This is a genomic window from Pedococcus sp. (assembly GCF_036000045.1).
Classification (GTDB): domain Bacteria; phylum Actinomycetota; class Actinomycetes; order Actinomycetales; family Dermatophilaceae; genus Pedococcus.
On sequence record NZ_DASYGF010000049.1, the window covers coordinates 1 to 16,345 of the forward strand.

Consider the following 16,345-nt stretch of genomic DNA (forward strand, 5'->3'; position numbering starts at 1 on the left):
CGGATCTTGCCGCGGTCGGAGATGAACTTGCGCAGCAGCGCGGTGTCCTTGTAGTCGATGTTCTCGACCTTCGCCGCCTTCAGCGGGTTGGCCTTCTTCTTGGGCTTGCGCACAACGGGCTTGGCCATCGTGGTGCTCTCCTTCTGCTGAGTGTCTCAGCGGATGAGCCCTGGTCTCCCAGGGATGGTGGTCTTACGTTCTCTCAGGTGGACGCCGGGGGCGGGGGGCCCTGGCATCGAGGCTGACCGGACCGGTCAGAACGGGGGCTCGTCGTAGGACGGAGCGGCTCCCCAGCCGCCGCCCTGCGGCGCCGGCTGCTGGCCACCCTGAGGCGCCGACTGCTGGCCGCCCTGCGAGCCGGCCGACGGGCCGGTCGCCCACGGGTCGTCCTGCTGGCCGCCGAAGCCGCCCTGCCCACCCTGGCCGCCGCCGGAGAAGCCTCCGCCGCCGGTGCCTCGCTGGGTGCGGTTGACCTTGGCGGTGGCGTAGCGCAGCGAGGGGCCGACCTCGTCGACCTCCATCTCGACGACGGTGCGCTTCTCACCCTCCTTGGTCTCGTACGAGCGAGACTTGAGGCGGCCGGAGACGATGACGCGGGTGCCCCGCTGGAGGGACTCCGCGACGTTCTCGGCGGCGTCACGCCACACCGAGCAGCGCATGAACAGCGTCTCGCCGTCCTTCCACTCGTTGGACTGCCGGTCGAACTGCCGCGGCGTCGAGGCCACGGTGAAGTTCGCAACGGCAGCGCCCGAGGGAGTGAAGCGCAGCTCGGGGTCGCCGGTGATGTTGCCGATGACGGTGATGACGGTGTCGCCAGCCATGAAGCGTGTCCCCTGTTCGGTGTGGTGGGTGTCCGGTGGGTCCGGTCAGATCAGGTGCTCAGGCGCCAGGGCGCAGGAGCTTGGTGCGCATGACCGACTCGTTCAGCCCGAGCTGGCGGTCCAGCTCCTTGGCCGTGGCCGGCTCCGCGGTGAAGTTGACGACGGCGTAGATGCCCTCGGACTTCTTCTTGATGTCGAAGGCCAGCCGACGACGGCCCCAGATGTCGACGTTGTCGACGCTGCCGTTGTCCTTGGTCACGACGGTGAGGAACTTGTCGAGCGACGGCGCGACGGTCCGGTCGTCGAGCTCGGGGTCGAGAATGACCATGAGTTCGTACTGACGCATGCTGATAACCCGCCTCCTTTGGTCTATGGCGGTCACGGTCTCTCCGTGACAGGAGGGTTGCAATGTCATCTCCGCAGCCCGCCGGGACGGAGAGCCGAGGAAGAACCTGACCAGGGTACCGGGCCGTGACGACAACGCCGAATCGTCGTCCACAGGTGCCACTGGCTCGGAGTGGGGACTAGCCCAGGCGGACGATGAGCCGGTCGGGCGCCGCGCCGAACACGCCGGCGAGCTCGTCCGGCTCGTCCTGCTCGACCAGCTGGTCCTGCTCGACCTCCCCGTCCGGCTCAGCCTTGACCTCGGGGACCTCGCGCCGCTGGGCGGCCGTGTGCCACACCCGCCCCACCAGGTACGCCACCGAGGCCACGCGGAGCACGAGGAACACGGCATACCACCCGGGTGGGAGCCCACGGTCGGGACGGGACAGACCCCCGACATAGAGCCACACCGCGACGAAGTGCAGCGCCTCGGCGCTCGCCCAGACCAGGTGGTCGCGCCAGCGCAGGCCACACAGGGCGACCAGGGGGACAAGCCAGAGGGAGGACTGCACGGGGAAGCTCTTGCCGGTGATGAGCGCCAGCCCCACGAGGACCAGGCTGACCTCGGCCAGCGTGGGCCGACGCACCGTGGACAGGGCGAACAGGCAGCCGGCCAGGATCGTGAGGACCAGCCCGACCAGCGCCAGCACGGTGGTGGCGGCCACGGGCAGCGCGGTGCCGGTGAGCAGCTGCGGCAGCATCCACACGGACCCCAGCCCCGCCATGCTGTCTCCCCAGACCTGCAGGAACCGCGTGATGGCCGCGGGGTTGCCGACCAGGAACGGCAGCAGCACGACCGCGACAGCGCCGGCGGCCGCCGCCAAGACGCGGCCGACCGCAGCGAGCCGTCCGGCTCGCAGACCGAGGACGACGAGCGCGAGCAGGACGAGCAACGGGTACGTCCGCGCAGCGACCGCACAGCCGAGCAGGGCGCCCGCCAGCGCCGGCCGGCGGCGGCTCCAGGCCCAGATGCCACCGCTCACGAGCGCGACGCCGAACAGGTCGGAGGACACCATCGCCGCCAGCAGCAGCACGGGGCTCAGCGCGACGTGGGCGGCATCCAGGGCCCGGCGCGGGCGAGCGGCCGCCGTCAGCCAGACGGTGGCCGCCGCCAGGACGGTGCCCAGGACGGCCCATAGCGCGAAGTAGGCCCGGGTCTGGTCGACCAGCGCTCCGTCGGGGACGATCCCCCCGAGGGCGGCCATCACCGCACCGGTGAGCACCGGGTGGTCGGAGGTGACACCGGTTCCCCCCACGTATGCCGCGAGGCCACTGTGGAGGTGGCCGATCTGGTACGTCGAGGGCAGGTCGGAGAAGCAGCCGTGCCAGAACTGGTCCGAGCCGACCCACCCCATCTGCACGCAATGCGCCCGCTGGGCCACCGACAGAGCCATCGTCGCCCCCGTGGCGACGAGCAGGGGCACCACCGTGGCCAGCCAGGAACGAGCCCGAGCCGAGGCATGGCGACCGAGTGGCCCCCCGGCGAAAGCCAGTGGGCCGCCCGACGCTGACCCGCTCGGCAGCGTGTCGACTGCTCGGGTCACGGCGTTGTGGGCGGCGGGCTCTGTTGCCCCAGCACGGTGATCGTGGGCTTCGACGTCGTCGGGATCGGCGGCGACACGGTCACCGTCGGGGGTGCCGTTGTGGTCCTCGTGGGGGGAGCCGTCGTGGTGGTGGTGGTGGTCGTCGTCGTGGTCGTCGTCGTGGTCGTGGTGGTGGAGGAGGACGTGGTCGACGTGGTGCTCGGCGGCGGGGTGTAGATGCTCGAGTCACCGATCCCCGCGCGCGGCGGGAAGTTCAGGACGGGTTGCCCCTGCAGGGCGGCCTGCATGAAGTCGGTCCAGATCTCGACCGGGACGGTGCCACCGGTGAGCTGACCGACACCCGGCACGTGGTTCATCGACAGCTCGGCGCCGTTCTTGCCCGTGCTGTACATGCCGACCGCGGCCGTCAGCTGAGGAGTGAAGCCGTCGAACCAGGCCGACTTGTTGTCCGTCGTCGTGCCGGTCTTGCCCGCCGCCGGCCGGCCAAGGGCCTGGGCGAAGGTCGCTGTGCCGATCTTGACGGGCTGCTGGAGCGCCTCGATCTCGTCGGCCATGACCTTCTTGTCGAACACGGGCTTGGGCGCCGGCTTGGCGGTGTAGGTCAGGCCGCCAGGGCCGCCGCCGACGCTCTTGATGAGGTAGGGCGTGGCCCGCTGCCCCTGCGCGGCGATGGTCGCGTAGGCGTTGGCCATGTCCATCACGTGCTCCTGGCTCGTGCCGAACACGTTGGAGTAGGTGCTGTTCTGGGCCTTCTCCGGCAGCCCGGCGGCCACCGCAGCAGCCTTGGTCTTGTCGGGACCCACCTTGATGTTGAGCTGCGCGAAGACGGTGTTGACCGAGTGGCCTGTCGCCGTGCGCAGGTCGATGTTGCCGAACTGCTCGTCGTTGAAGTTCGCAACGCCGCCCGACCGCAGGAACGACGTCGCCGCTGAGGAGTCGCGGAACTCGGGGAAGAACTGCGGGGACGCCCCGTTGAACCGGGTCTTGGTGCTGATGCCCTGCTGGAGAGCGGCGAGCAGGGTGAAGGCCTTGTAGGTCGAGCCGGCCTGCATCTGGGCCTGGGTCGCGGTGTTGAACTGGTCCTTCTGGAAGTCGGCCCCGCCGTACATCGCGACCACGGCGCCGTCGCCGGGCTTGATGGCCGCCAGCCCGACTCGCAGCGTCTCGGTGCCGGGACCCGTGGGCATCCGGGCCTTCACGGCCTTGACGGCAGCCTCCTGCGCCCGCTTGTCGATGGTGGTGACGATGCGATAGCCACCCCGGTCGATGTCGGAGTCGGAGAGCTTCAGCTTGGCCTTGAGCTCGCGCTTGACGGCGTCGGTGATGTAGCCGTTGGGGCCGCCGGTGCGCTTCTGGGGAACGTACGGAATCGTGGTGGGGAACGTCGCCTTGGCCGCCTCGGCCTTGGTCAGCCAGCCCTTGGTCACCATGCCGTCGATGACGTAGTGCCACCGGCTCTCGGCGTTGGCCTTCTCCTGCGGGCCCAGGCGCGGGTCGTAGTAGGACGGCCCGCGGATCACCGAGGCCAGCAGGGCGCCCTGCGACACCGTCAGCTGCGACACGTCCTTGCCGAAGTACGCGCGGGCCGCCGTCTCCACGCCGTAGGCCCCACGGCCGTAGTAGATCGTGTTGAGGTAGTTCTCCAGGATGGTGTCCTTGGACTCCTGCTTCGCGATCTTGATGGAGATGACGATCTCCTTGAGCTTGCGCGTGAGGGTCTGGTCCTGGGTCAGGAAGTAGTTCTTGACGTACTGCTGGGTGATCGTCGAGCCACCCTGCGTCTGCCCACCGCGCAGGCCGACCCAGACGGCACGCGCGATGCCGGATGGGCTGATGCCGGAGTTCTGGTAGAAGTTGCGGTCCTCGGCAGCGAGGTGGGCCTCCTGGACCAGCTTGGGCACCCGCGAGAGCGTCACCGACTGGCGGTTGACCTCGCTGATCCGGTCCAGCTCGGTCTTGCCGTCGGCGTAGTAGATGATCGATGCCTGTGCACTGGCCAGGTCGTTGGGCTGCGGCGTCTGGATCGTCGCGTAGGCGACGAAGAAGCCCACCACCATCAGCAGCAGCACGCCGAGCGCGGTCAGCCCCGCGATGACCGCCCAGCGCCGGCCACGGCCTGCACCCCGGCCGCCGCCGGAGCCCTTGGAGCCGGAGCCCCCTGAGGCCGAGCCCCCGGAGCCGGAGCCCTGGGGGCCGGAGGTGCGGGGCTTGCTCGTGCCCGTCTGGGCGCGGGTGGCGGGGCGTGAGGAACTCATACGACCTTCTCGTTCAGACAGACAAGAGTCACGCGGGAGACCCGCGTGAGCTGACCTTCAGTATGACCGTCCGCGATGAGAACGGCGCATCCCGCACACTGCGGCGCCCGTCACGCCCTCCAGGGGTGCTCTACCACGGATATATCGCGGCGATATATCGAGTGGTAGGCTTATCCGACATTCTGCCTGGAAGGAGGTGCCCGTCATGAGTCGACGTTCGGAGCTACTCGAGTTCGCCGTCCTCGGACTGCTGCACGAGAGCCCCATGCACGGCTACGAGCTGCGCAAGCGCCTCAACGCCGCCCTCGGCGTCTTCCGGGCCCTTTCCTACGGCACGCTCTACCCCTGTCTGCGGGGCCTGCTCGACCGGGGCTGGATCTCCGAGGCGACCGGCCCGGGGGCCCTGACGGCAGCGACCTCGGGCTCCAAGCGAGCCCGGATCGTCTACGAGCTGACCGCAGAGGGCAAGGAACAGTTCCAGGAGCTGGCCAAGCAGGCCGGGCCGACGGCGTGGGAGGACGACACCTTCGACGTCCACTTTGCGTTCTTCGCCCGGACCGAGGCCGAGGTCCGGCTGCGCATCCTCGAGGGCCGCCGCAGCCGGCTCGAGGAGCGGTTGGAGAACATCCGCACCACGGCGGCCAAGAACCGCGAGCGCATCGACTCCTACACGGCCGCTCTGAGCCAGCACGGTGAGGACGCCGCGGAGCGCGAGGTGCGCTGGCTCAACGAGCTCATCACCGCCGAACGCAACATCCCCGCCGCGCCGACCGCGCGGCATACCTCAAGCACTACTGGCCCCACCCCGACCAGTTCCATCCGAAACAAGGAGTAACACATGGGATCCGTGCGCGTCGCCATCGTTGGCGTCGGCAACTGCGCCAGCTCGCTGGTGCAGGGAGTCGAGTACTACAAGGACGCTGACCCGACCGGCTCTGTGCCCGGGCTCATGCACGTCATGTTCGGCGACTACCACGTCAACGACGTGGAGTTCGTGGCGGCGTTCGACGTCGACGACAAGAAGGTCGGCAAGGACCTCGCCGAGGCGATCAACGCCTCCGAGAACAACACCATCAAGATCGCCGACGTGCCGACCACCGGCATCGAGGTCCAGCGGGGCCACACCCTCGACGGGCTCGGCAAGTACTACCGCCTGACCATCGAGGAGTCCGGCGCCACCCCGGTCGACGTCGTCCAGGTCCTCAAGGACACCCAGGCCGACGTCCTCGTGTCCTACCTGCCGGTGGGCTCGGAAGAGGCAGACAAGTTCTACGCCCAGTGCGCCATCGACGCGGGCGTGGCCTTCGTCAACGCGCTGCCCGTGTTCATCGCCTCCGACCCCGTGTGGGCGGCCAAGTTCGAGGCGGCCGGCGTGCCGATCATCGGCGACGACATCAAGAGCCAGGTCGGTGCCACCATCACCCACCGCGTCATGGCCAAGCTGTTCGAGGACCGGGGCGTGGCCCTGGACCGCACGTACCAGCTGAACGTCGGCGGCAACATGGACTTCAAGAACATGCTCGAGCGCGACCGCCTCGAGTCCAAGAAGGTCTCGAAGACCCAGGCCGTCACCTCCAACCTGCACGGTGAGCTCGCCGGCAAGATCGAGGACAAGAACGTCCACATCGGCCCGTCGGACTACGTGCAGTGGCTCGACGACCGCAAGTGGGCCTACGTGCGCCTCGAGGGCCGCGCGTTCGGTGACGTCCCCCTGAACCTCGAGTACAAGCTCGAGGTCTGGGACTCCCCGAACTCCGCCGGCATCATCATCGACGCCATCCGTGCGGCCAAGATCGCCAAGGACCGCGGCATCGGCGGCCCGCTGCTCAGCGCCTCGTCCTACCTCATGAAGTCCCCGCCTGTGCAGCGCGAGGACAACGAGGGCCGCGCCAAGCTCGAGGCCTTCATCGCCGGCACCGAAGAGCGCTGAGGACCAAGCGCAGCACATCTGACGCGGCATACGAAGGGCCCCTGGAGCGATCCGGGGGCCCTTCCGTATGCGGCGAGGGTCAGGACTGCGGGCCGGACTCGGGCTGCTGGGCCCACCAGTCGCGCAGGGCCTGCTCGGCCGCCTCGCGCCCGATCTGGCCGCGGTCCAGCCGGACCTCCAGCAGGTGCGCGTAGGCCCGCCCGAGCACCGGCCCGGGCCGGATGCCCAGCACCTCAGCGATCTCGTTGCCATTGAGCTCGGGCCGGACCTTCGCGAGCTCCTCCTGCTCCTGCAGGACCGCGATGCGTGCCTCAAGCTCGTCGTAGGTACGGGCCAGCCGAGCCGCCTTGCGGGCGTTGCGCGTCGTGGAGTCCGAGCGGGTCAGCCGGTGCAGCCGTGGTAGCAGGGGCCCCGCGTCGGTGATGTAGCGGCGCACCGCCGAGTCGGTCCACTGCCCCTCGCCGTAGCCGTGGAAGCGCAGGTGCAGCTCCACCAGTCGGGCCACCGCCTTGACCGTGTCCTTGTCGAAGCGCAGGGCCTTGAGGCGACGGGCCGCCAGCTTGGCGCCCACCACCTCGTGGTGGTGGAAGGAGACGCCTCCGCCCGGCTCGAACCGGCGCGTCCCCGGCTTGCCGATGTCGTGCAGGAGGGCGGCGAGCCGCAGCACGAGATCGGGGCCGGGCACGGACTCGGGCGGACCGTCGGGCGGCCCCTCCAGGGCGATGGCCTGGTCGAGGACGGTGAGCGAGTGCTCGTAGACGTCCTTGTGGCGGTGGTGCTCGTCCACCTCCAGGCGCAGCGCGGGCAGCTCAGGCAGGACGTATGCCGCGAGGCCGGAGTCGACGAGTAGGCGCAGCCCGGCGCGGGGTTGGGGAGCCATGAGGAGCTTGGTGAGCTCGTCCTTGACGCGCTCGGCCGAGACGATCTCGATCGAGGCCGCCATGTCCTGCAGGGCCGCGGCGACCTCCGGTGCCACGGTGAAGCCGAGCTGCGCCGCGAACCGGCAGGCCCGCAGCATCCGCAGCGGGTCGTCACCGAACGAGACCTGCGGGGAGGACGGCGTGCGCAGCCGTCGCTTCCCCAGGTCGGCCAACCCGGAATACGGGTCCACGAAAGCCATGCTCGGCAGGCGCAGCGCCATGGCGTTGACAGTGAAGTCGCGGCGCACGAGGTCGTCCTCGAGGTTGTCACCGAACGCCACCACGGGCTTGCGGGTCCGGCCGTCGTAGGCGTCGGCGCGATAGGTCGTCACCTCGACGGTGTGCTCGCCGCGGCGAGCGCCGATCGTGCCGAACTCGCGGCCCACGTCCCAATGGGCATCCGCCCACGGCCGCAGGATCGCCAGGGTCTCCTCCGGCGAGGCGCTGGTCGTGAAGTCGAGGTCGGGCGAGCGGCGGCCGAGGAATGCGTCGCGCACCGGGCCCCCCACGATCGCCAGCTCGTGGCCGCGCGCGGCGAACAGCTCACCCAGCTCGGTGAGCACGGGCAGCACCGGCGCCAGCTGGGCCACCGCACGCTCCAGGACGGCGCGTTGCGGCTCGCGGGGATCGGCGGTGGACATGAGGGACAAGGGTAGGGCGTCGTTAGAGTGGCGTGGTGACCTCCCCTATCCGCGACTCGGAGCGGCTGACGCGCCGCCTGCCCGCCGTGGAGGAGCGCTCCGCCGGCGGAGTCGTCGTGGACGTGCACGAGGGCGAGGCCCGGATCGCCGTCATCGCGCGGCGCAACCGAGCGGGCCGGGTGGAGTGGTGCCTGCCCAAGGGTCACCTCGAGAACGGCGAGACCCTCCCGCAGGCCGCCGCCCGTGAGGTCGCCGAGGAGACCGGCATCCAGGGTCGCGTGCTGACCGAGCTGGGCACGATCGACTACTGGTTCGCCACGAGCGACCGGCGGGTGCACAAGTACGTGCACCACTACCTGCTGGAGGCCACCGGCGGCCGGCTCAGCATCGAGAACGACCCCGACCACGAAGCGATCGACGTCGCCTGGCTGCCGCTGCGCCAGGCGCACGAGCACCTCACCTTCCCCAACGAGCGACGGATCGCGCGCCAGGCCTGGGCACGACTCTCCGGAGATGGCTGATGGCTCCACGCCCCCTCGGCCGCCTCATCACGGCGGCACTCGTGGTGGTGCCCCTGCTCGCGCTCCTCGACCCCTCGCTCCCTGCCCACGGCCTGCCCGCGGACCCGCCCGGGTCGGTGCCGAGTGCGGCAGTGACAGGCACCGGTCCTGGGCTGGAGCTGACCGCCATCACTCCAGCCGTGCTCCGACCGGGTCAGACCCTGACGATCACCGGCACGATCCGCAACACCACACCGGCCACGCTGCGCAAGCCGACGGTGCGGGTCGTCCTGCGGGACGAGAACCTCGACCGCGCCGAGATCCTGCAGTGGGCCAAGGCCACCGGCCCAGCGCAGGGCTCCGAGGTCGGGCACACCTCGCTGGCCGTCAACCTGGCCCCCGGCGCGGCCGCCGCCTTCGCAGTCAAGGTGAAGGGCCTCGACCAGCACGGAGCGATGAGGTACGGCGCGTTGCCGATCAGTGTGGAGACCGGCACCACCAGCGTGCGCACCTTCGCCGGCTACCAGTGGATCAAGCAGTACCAGCCCATGTCCGTGGCCTGGGCGGTGCCGTTGACGCTCGATCCCGACCCGAACCTGTTCGGTCCGGCGGGGGCTGACCGCGAGGCCGCGTGGGCGCAGGCGCTGGGGCCGACGTCCCGGCTGGGCCGAGTCCTCGACGCGACGACCGACGCGCAGGTGACCTGGGCAGTCGACCCCACGCTCACACCCTCCTTGCTGCCCCAGGGCGTGGACGCCGCTGTGGGCACCACCCAGGAGTCCGCGCTCCGTACGGCCGTGGAGGCGCGCATCAGGAACGGCGTCACGCGGCATACCCCGTGGGTGTTGCCCGACACCGACGCCGACGTGGGGGCCGCCTCAGGGGCCATCAGCGGCCGCTCACTGCTGACCACGCTCGTGGGGCGGGCCGCCACGGTGGCCCACGCACTGGGCGGACGGGCCGACATCGCGTGGCCCGCCGACGCCGGGACCACCACCACGACCGAGGCCGCGACGCGCGGCCTCTACGACAGTCCGGCACTCGCGGCCGAGGTCACCTCGATCGCCAGTCGGGCGACCGGTCCCGGTGGCGGCAGCCCGAATGCCGCGCAGCGGAGCACCAGCGGCCTGGCGCTGCTCGCGTACGACGACGGGTTGAGCGCGCTGTTCGCGAAGACCACGACCCCCGACCAGGGCGCGTTGAGCACGCAGCAGTTCGTCGCCGAGTCCGCCGCACTGCTCAACGACCTGCCGGGAACGCAGGGACGGACCCTGTTCGTCGTCGCGCCGCGCACCTTCGACCCGGACCCGGCCACGGCCCATGCCTTCCTGGCTGCCGCCGCCTCGATCCCCTGGCTCACGACCACCGGCACGTCGGCCGAGCTGGCCGCCGCTCGGACCGCGGTGCCGAGTGCCGCAGCGCCCGTCACCCGGCCGGCCGACCCGGCGACGGCCTCACTGCCACCGGTGCTCACCGCCTCCAAGCTCGCCGCGCTGGAGCAGACCCTGCGGACCGTACGCGGCGTGGCCCAGGTACGCGACGACGGCGCCCGGTTCGCCCGCACCTGGGCTCGCGCCGCCGAACAGCTCGCCTCCACGCGATGGCGCACGGCACCAGTCGCCTGGAACACCCTCGACGGCCGGATCCTGGCCGCGACCCGGCAGACAACGACCGCCGTCAAGGTCGCGGCCGGCACCATCAACTTCCTCGCCGACACCGGGCGGCTCCAGATCACCGTCACCAACGGGCTCGACGTGCCGGTGAAGGACATCAAGGTGACCGTCGAGGCCGCCAACCCCCGGCTGCGGATCGACCGCCAGCCGCCGATCCTGCGCATCGGCGCTCAGAGCCGGGCCACGGTCAGCGTCGGGGTGACGGCCCTGGCCGCCGGGGTGGTGCCGCTTCGCACCACGCTCACCACCCCCGACGGCACGGTCATCGGTCAGGGGGCCGACGTCGAGGTCCACGTGACCCCGACCGGCAACTGGGTGTACTGGTCACTGGGCGGTGTGGCCCTGGTGATCCTGCTCCTGGGTATCGTCCGGTCCTTCAGCCGTCGGCCCGTCTCCGATGACCACCAGCTGCCCGGGAGGGCCCACCCATGACCGACTCCTCGGGACAGCCCCGTGACGCCCAGGCCAGCCTCGCCAAGTCGAGTGCCGTCATGGCGGCGGGCACGGTCGTCTCGCGGGTCCTGGGCTTCGGCAGGGCGGCCCTGCTCGGTGGAACCATCGGCATCGGCCTGTCCGCGGATGCCTTCCAGGTGGCCAACACGCTGCCCAACCAGTTCTACCTGCTGTTGGCCGGCGGCGTGCTCAACGCCGTCCTCGTCCCCCAGATCACCAAGGCCGCCAGCCACGACGACGGCGGCCACGAGTTCGTCAACCGGCTGCTGACCCTGTCGCTGACGATCATGCTCGGGGCCACCGTGATCGCTACCGCGGCCGCCCCGCTCCTGGTCCGGATCTTCGCTACGGGCGACTGGAACTCCCAGGCGCTTGCGCTGGCCACCGCGTTCGCCTTCATCTGCCTGCCGCAGATCCTGTTCTACGGGCTCTACACCCTGTTCGGACAGGTACTCAACGCGCGCGGCCAGTTCGCGGCATACATGTGGGCCCCCGCCCTGGCCAACATCGTCGCCATCGCCGGGCTCCTATGGTTCCAGCTCAGCTTCGCCTCCAAGGTGCCCGTCAGCGGGTGGACCGCACCGATGATCTGGGTCCTCGCCGGCACCTCCACACTGGGGGTGGCCGCGCAGGCGGCAGCCCTGTGGCTCCCGCTGCGCGCCAGCGGCTTCCGGTACCGGCCGGTCTGGGGGTTCCGTGGGGTCGGGCTGCGCAGCGCCACGCGGGTCGCGGGCTGGACCTTCGCCGCCGTCGCGCTGAGCCAGGTCGGCTACATCGTCACCTCGCAGGTCATGACCCGCGCCGGCCACCTGCTCGACGTGCGCGGGCAGTCCGGCGCAGGCCTGGCCGCCTACGGCTACGCCTTCCTGCTGTTCATGCTTCCGCACTCGCTCATCACCGTTTCCCTCGTGACCGCCCTGTTCACCCGCCTCTCGCTCGCCGCCCACCGACGTGACCGTGCCGCCGTCGTCGTGGACCTCGGCCGGGGCCTGCGGATGCCCGCGGTCCTGCTGGTCCCTGGCACGGTCGCCATGGTGCTGCTGGGCACCCAAGCGACCCGCGTGGCCTTCTTCGACAACTCGCCCACCGAGAGCCGGGCCATCGCGCACGTGATGATCGCGATGATGCTCGGACTCGTGCCGTTCGGATGGCTGTACCTCATCCAGCGGGTGTTCTACGCGTTCGAGGACGCCAAGACCCCGTTCTACCTGCAGGTCGTCGTCACCGTCGTCGCCACCGTGGCCAACCTGGTGGCGGCCATCGTCGACCCGGCCCGCACGGGCATCGTCGTCGGGCTCGGGCAGACCCTGAGCAACCTCGTGGCCGCCATCGTGGGCTTCATGCTCCTGCGCGGGCGCCTCGGCTCGCTGCGGCTGGCCGGCACCATCCGCACCTACCTGCGTCTGTTGGTCGCCTCGGTGGCCGCTGCTCTGCTCGGGTGGCTCGTGATCCGCCTGATGGGGGCCCTCGGGGTCGATGCCGCATCGTGGACCGGGGCGCTGGAGCAGCTGCTGGTGGGGGGTGGCATCTTCGTGCTGGCGGCGCTGGCGTTCGCCCACCTCATGCGCGTCGAGGAGGTCGCCCAGCTGCTCGACCCGGTGCTGCGGCGGGTCCGCCGACGTCCCTCGTGACGGCCCAGACCATAGGATGAGGCCGGCACGAGCGGCATGATCCGGCGGTTCCCACGATTCTGACGACTCTCAGGAGGCAGTGTGCACGGGGTAGGCCCCTCGACGGTGCTGGGCGGTCGCTACGCCGTGCAGCGTCGCCTGGAGCAGCTGCCGAGCTCCGAGCGCTGGTCCGCCCACGACCTGACCCTGGAGCGCGACGTCGTCGCGACCTGTTTCGCCGAGGACAGCGCCCATGCCGACGCGGCACTGGACGCCGCTCGCCGGGCTGCGGGGCTCGACAACCACCGGCTCGTCCGTGTGCTGGACGTCGGACGGTCCGAGGGGATCGCGTTCTTCATCGAGGAGGCACTGCCCGACGCCGAGACCCTGGCGCACGTCCTGGCTCAGGGCGGGCTGCCGGCCGAGGAGGCTCGGCGCATCGCCGGCGAGGCGGCCACGGGGCTCGAGGCTGCCCGGGCCCGCGGACTGCACCACCTCGACCTCACACCTGCCGTCGTCATGCGCGCCTCGGACGGCACCATCAAGGTCAGAGGGGTCGCGACCGCATCCGCACTCAAGGGGGTCGAGGATCTCGACTCGACCCAGGCGTCGCGCGCCGACGCCATTGGCGTCGTGGCCCTCGCGTATGCCGCGCTGACCAGCCGGTGGCCGTTGCAGGGCACCGTGCCCGGCCTGGAGCCGGCCCCGCGGCTGGCAAACGGCGTGCCCGCGCCGTCGGAGATCGCAGCCGGGGTGCCCGGCGACCTCGACGGGCTGTGCCGTTTGACGCTCAACGACGACGAGGGGCCCCTGACGCCGGGCGACTTCGCCACGCAGATCGCGCCCTGGTCCCCCATCCCGGTGTGGGGTGTCGGCGGCACGAGAGCGACCGCCTCGGACTCCGACGCCGAGATGGACAAGACCCTGGCTCTGCCCGTCGCCGAGCTGCGTGCTGCGACAGCCGCCGAGCTCCGCCGTGCCGAGGCCACCGAGCCCATCACCAAGCCCATGGCGCAGCCGTCCGGCCCCTTTCTGGACGAGCCCGCGACCGAGGACCCCGGCATCGGCCCTGTGGCGGGGGCGCCCGGGTCCGCTGGGGCTGGCACCACTGCTGGCACTGCAGCCGGTGCCGGTGCGGCTGCCGCAGGGGCCGCTGCTGCGGGAGCCGCAGCCGTCGGCTCCGCGCTCGGCACCGCCGGCCAGGCTGCGGGTCAGGCTGCCGGTGCCGCGGCCCACAAGGTCGGCGTCTTCGCCAAGGCCGCCGCAGACAAAGCGGCCGAGCGCAGGGCCGCCCGCCAGGCCGCCGAGGCGCGGGCGGAGCAGCGTCGCATCAGCCTCGATGACGCACTGCTCGCCGGCGACGAGCCGATCGAGCCGCCGCTGCCCCTGCTGCCGCCTGAGACGGCCCAGGCGCCCACCCGCGACCAGTCCAAGCTCGTGCTCGCGATCATCGGCGGCTTCCTCGTCCTGGTGACCCTGCTGGGCTTCTGGGGTGCCTCCCGGATCGGCTCGGGGTCCAGCCTCAACCTCGGATCCCCGAACCCACGGCCCACCGTCACAGTGACCGCCTCGCCCACCACTGTCCAGCGGTCGGGCGGCTCGTCGAGCGCACCGGCCCCTGCCGGAGCGCCCTTCCCCATCGTCGGCGCCACCGGCTTCGACCCCCAGGGCGACAACGCCGAGCGCAACGGCGAGGCACCCCGTGTCTTCGACGGCAACCCTGCCACGTTCTGGAGCTCTGAGGGCTACGCCAGCCCGGCGTTCGGCGGCCTCAAGAAGGGCGTCGGAGTGCTGGTCGACCTCGGCCAGCCCCGCAAGGTCAGCACCGTCTCACTGGTCCTGCCGACCGCCTCGGACCTCACCGTCTACGTCTCGTCCAAACCCAGCCTGGATGGGGCCATCCCCCTCGGTACGTCGAGCGGCAAGAGCGGCGCGGTCACCGTGACGGCCCCCTCCCCGGCGACCGGCCAGTACCTCATCGTCTGGTTCACCAAGATCTCGCAGGCTTCGGGTGGACGCTTCCGGGCGACCCTCGCCGAGGTCGCGGCCCGCTGACCCGGACCAGGGCAGGCGCCCCATGGACGGTCGTAGCGACGAGGGGTCGGGCAACGGACCGCGTAGCGGCTCGGCCGGCCCAGCGCTGACCGGGCTCGACGACCGTGAGCTGGTGCAGCGCCACCTAGAGGGCGATACCGAAGCCTTCGGCGAGCTCTTCCGCAGGCACCGTGACCGCATGTGGGCGGTGGCCCTGCGGACGACCGGCCAGCCCGAGCTGGCTGCGGACTGCGTGCAGGAAGCATTCATCTCCGCCTTCCGGCGGGCGGCGTCCTACCGAGGCGAGGCAGCGGTCACCACCTGGCTGCACCGGATCGTCGTCAACGCCTGCCTCGACCGCCTGCGACGAGAACGACCCACCCGTGAGCTGCCCGAGTCCGAGCTGCCCGACACTCGGGATGAGCAGCGTGCCCTCGAGGTGCGCCTCGACGTGCGACAAGCGCTCGACCGCCTCCCGGAGGGGCAGCGGGTCGCCCTCGTCCTGGTGGACCTGCACGGGCTCTCGGTGGCCGAGGCGGCCGAGATCCTCCAGGTGCCCGAGGGCACGGTCAAGTCGCGATGCAGCCGCGGCCGGGAGGCCATGGCAGCGCTCCTGCGGGAACCAACGGGGCAGCCGTGACGTCGTACCCATGTCAGGTGTGTCGCGCCGTCTGGAGGTCGCCGTGGTGAGTCCCCCACCCGTGCCCCCGTTCGGATCCGGTCGTGACCGCGAGCGCCACCCGCGTCCCGAGGCCGACCTGGACGACCCCACCGGTGTGCGCGCCCTGCTCGGTGCCCTGCCGGCTCCGGGGCCCATGCCCGCCGACCTGGTCGCCCGCATCAGCTCTTCGATCGCGGCCGAGCAAGAAGCCCGTGCGGGTACGCCGGTCATCGCGATCGAGAGCCGCCGACGCCTCCGCTGGCAGCGCCTCGGGCTCGCCGCAGCCGCGGCGGCCATCGCCGTGGTCGCGCTGCCCGCCCTGCTCTCGAGCGGCCCGGCGAGCTGGCTCGCGTCACTGTCGCCGATGCAGCACGGAAGCCAGGTCTCCGCCGGGTCGGCCGCCAGTCTTCGGACGCCGCCCGGCGCGCCCTCCAGTGCGGCGGTCGGCCAGGGTGGAGGGTCCGTCGCCGGCACCTTGGCGGCGCCGCGCATCTACGCAAGCGGCACGGCATACACGCGGGGCGCCTTCCCCCAGCAGGTCCGCGCGTTCTTGGCCCACCCCGGCACCCCGCTGGCTCCCCTGGCGGCCGAGTCGCCGGCCATGGGGCCGGCGGCCACCCCCCGAGGGCTGGCCCCCTGCCTGGCCATGCTGCGGCTGGACCCTGCGGCCCAGGTCAGCGCCGACGTGGCCAGCTTCGACGGTCGGTCAGCCGTGGTGGTCATGGTGCACACGGTCACCGCACAGATCGCGTATGCCGTCGACCGCCGCTGCACCAGCGGAGCGGGCGCCGTGCTGGCCGGTCCTTTGCATGTCGGATGAGCGGCCCGGCGGGCACGTGTCCGGAACAATCAGGCCCTACGATCGGTTGCAGCAACCAGCACCGTATGTAGCGGTGCACCACCGCTTCGACCACAAGGG

Annotated in this window: 13 protein-coding genes and 1 pseudogene; 8 read left to right on the forward strand and 6 right to left on the reverse strand. The window is 71.2% G+C overall.

What is annotated here, in order from left to right:
- The 5 genes and pseudogenes from VGN50_RS07805 to VGN50_RS07825 form a co-directional block, all read right to left on the reverse strand.
- Positions 1 to 128: pseudogene (locus tag VGN50_RS07805) on the reverse strand (30S ribosomal protein S18); the annotation flags it as partial.
- A 126-nt stretch (positions 129 to 254) separates the two neighbouring features.
- Positions 255 to 821: a single-stranded DNA-binding protein gene (locus VGN50_RS07810; protein ID WP_327444168.1), complete on the reverse strand. Its 567-nt coding sequence runs from the start codon at positions 819 to 821 to the stop codon at positions 255 to 257.
- 58 nt (positions 822 to 879) lie between these two features.
- Positions 880 to 1,167: a 30S ribosomal protein S6 gene (gene rpsF, locus VGN50_RS07815; protein ID WP_327444170.1), complete on the reverse strand. Its 288-nt coding sequence runs from the start codon at positions 1,165 to 1,167 to the stop codon at positions 880 to 882.
- Positions 1,168 to 1,345: 178 nt separating this feature from the next.
- On the reverse strand, positions 1,346 to 2,632 hold the full coding sequence (locus VGN50_RS07820; RefSeq protein ID WP_327444171.1) for a glycosyltransferase 87 family protein: 1,287 nt from the start codon (positions 2,630 to 2,632) through the stop codon (positions 1,346 to 1,348).
- Between the two features lie 113 nt (positions 2,633 to 2,745).
- On the reverse strand, positions 2,746 to 5,004 hold the full coding sequence (locus VGN50_RS07825) for a transglycosylase domain-containing protein (protein ID WP_327444172.1): 2,259 nt from the start codon (positions 5,002 to 5,004) through the stop codon (positions 2,746 to 2,748).
- Between the two features lie 205 nt (positions 5,005 to 5,209).
- On the opposite strand from VGN50_RS07825, the gene VGN50_RS07830 reads away from it, so the two are divergent.
- On the forward strand, positions 5,210 to 5,839 hold the full coding sequence (locus VGN50_RS07830; protein ID WP_327444173.1) for a PadR family transcriptional regulator: 630 nt from the start codon (positions 5,210 to 5,212) through the stop codon (positions 5,837 to 5,839).
- Between the two features lie 3 nt (positions 5,840 to 5,842).
- Positions 5,843 to 6,934, forward strand: coding sequence for an inositol-3-phosphate synthase (locus VGN50_RS07835; RefSeq protein ID WP_327444174.1), 1,092 nt, complete (start codon positions 5,843 to 5,845; stop codon positions 6,932 to 6,934).
- Positions 6,935 to 7,013: 79 nt separating this feature from the next.
- Here the strand turns inward: VGN50_RS07835 and VGN50_RS07840 are convergent, their stop codons facing one another.
- The gene (locus tag VGN50_RS07840; protein WP_327444175.1) at positions 7,014 to 8,495 is read right to left on the reverse strand and encodes a CCA tRNA nucleotidyltransferase; all 1,482 of its coding nucleotides are present in this window, start codon (positions 8,493 to 8,495) and stop codon (positions 7,014 to 7,016) included.
- A gap of 35 nt (positions 8,496 to 8,530) precedes the next feature.
- On the opposite strand from VGN50_RS07840, the gene VGN50_RS07845 reads away from it, so the two are divergent.
- The 6 genes from VGN50_RS07845 to VGN50_RS07870 all read left to right on the forward strand — a co-directional run bounded on the left by VGN50_RS07845 (position 8,531) and on the right by VGN50_RS07870 (position 16,246).
- The gene (locus VGN50_RS07845; RefSeq protein WP_327444176.1) at positions 8,531 to 9,016 is read left to right on the forward strand and encodes an NUDIX hydrolase; all 486 of its coding nucleotides are present in this window, start codon (positions 8,531 to 8,533) and stop codon (positions 9,014 to 9,016) included.
- A complete protein-coding gene (locus VGN50_RS07850; RefSeq protein WP_327444177.1) occupies positions 9,016 to 11,100 on the forward strand; it encodes a DUF6049 family protein in 2,085 nt (694 codons plus the stop codon). The genes VGN50_RS07845 and VGN50_RS07850 overlap by 1 nt, the downstream gene beginning before the upstream one ends.
- Positions 11,097 to 12,752 (forward strand): murein biosynthesis integral membrane protein MurJ, encoded by a 1,656-nt coding sequence (gene murJ / locus VGN50_RS07855; protein WP_327444178.1) that lies wholly within the window; start codon positions 11,097 to 11,099, stop codon positions 12,750 to 12,752. Before VGN50_RS07850 ends, murJ begins: the two co-directional genes overlap by 4 nt.
- 81 nt (positions 12,753 to 12,833) lie before the next feature.
- The gene (locus VGN50_RS07860; RefSeq protein ID WP_327444179.1) at positions 12,834 to 14,786 is read left to right on the forward strand and encodes a hypothetical protein; all 1,953 of its coding nucleotides are present in this window, start codon (positions 12,834 to 12,836) and stop codon (positions 14,784 to 14,786) included.
- Positions 14,787 to 14,808: 22 nt separating this feature from the next.
- Positions 14,809 to 15,405 carry an RNA polymerase sigma factor SigM gene (sigM, locus tag VGN50_RS07865; RefSeq protein ID WP_327444180.1) on the forward strand — a complete coding sequence of 199 codons (597 nt, stop codon included), beginning with the start codon at positions 14,809 to 14,811 and terminating at the stop codon, positions 15,403 to 15,405.
- 46 nt (positions 15,406 to 15,451) lie between these two features.
- Positions 15,452 to 16,246, forward strand: a complete 795-nt coding sequence (locus VGN50_RS07870) for a hypothetical protein (protein WP_327444181.1) — start codon at positions 15,452 to 15,454, stop codon at positions 16,244 to 16,246.
- Positions 16,247 to 16,345 lie beyond the last annotated feature (99 nt).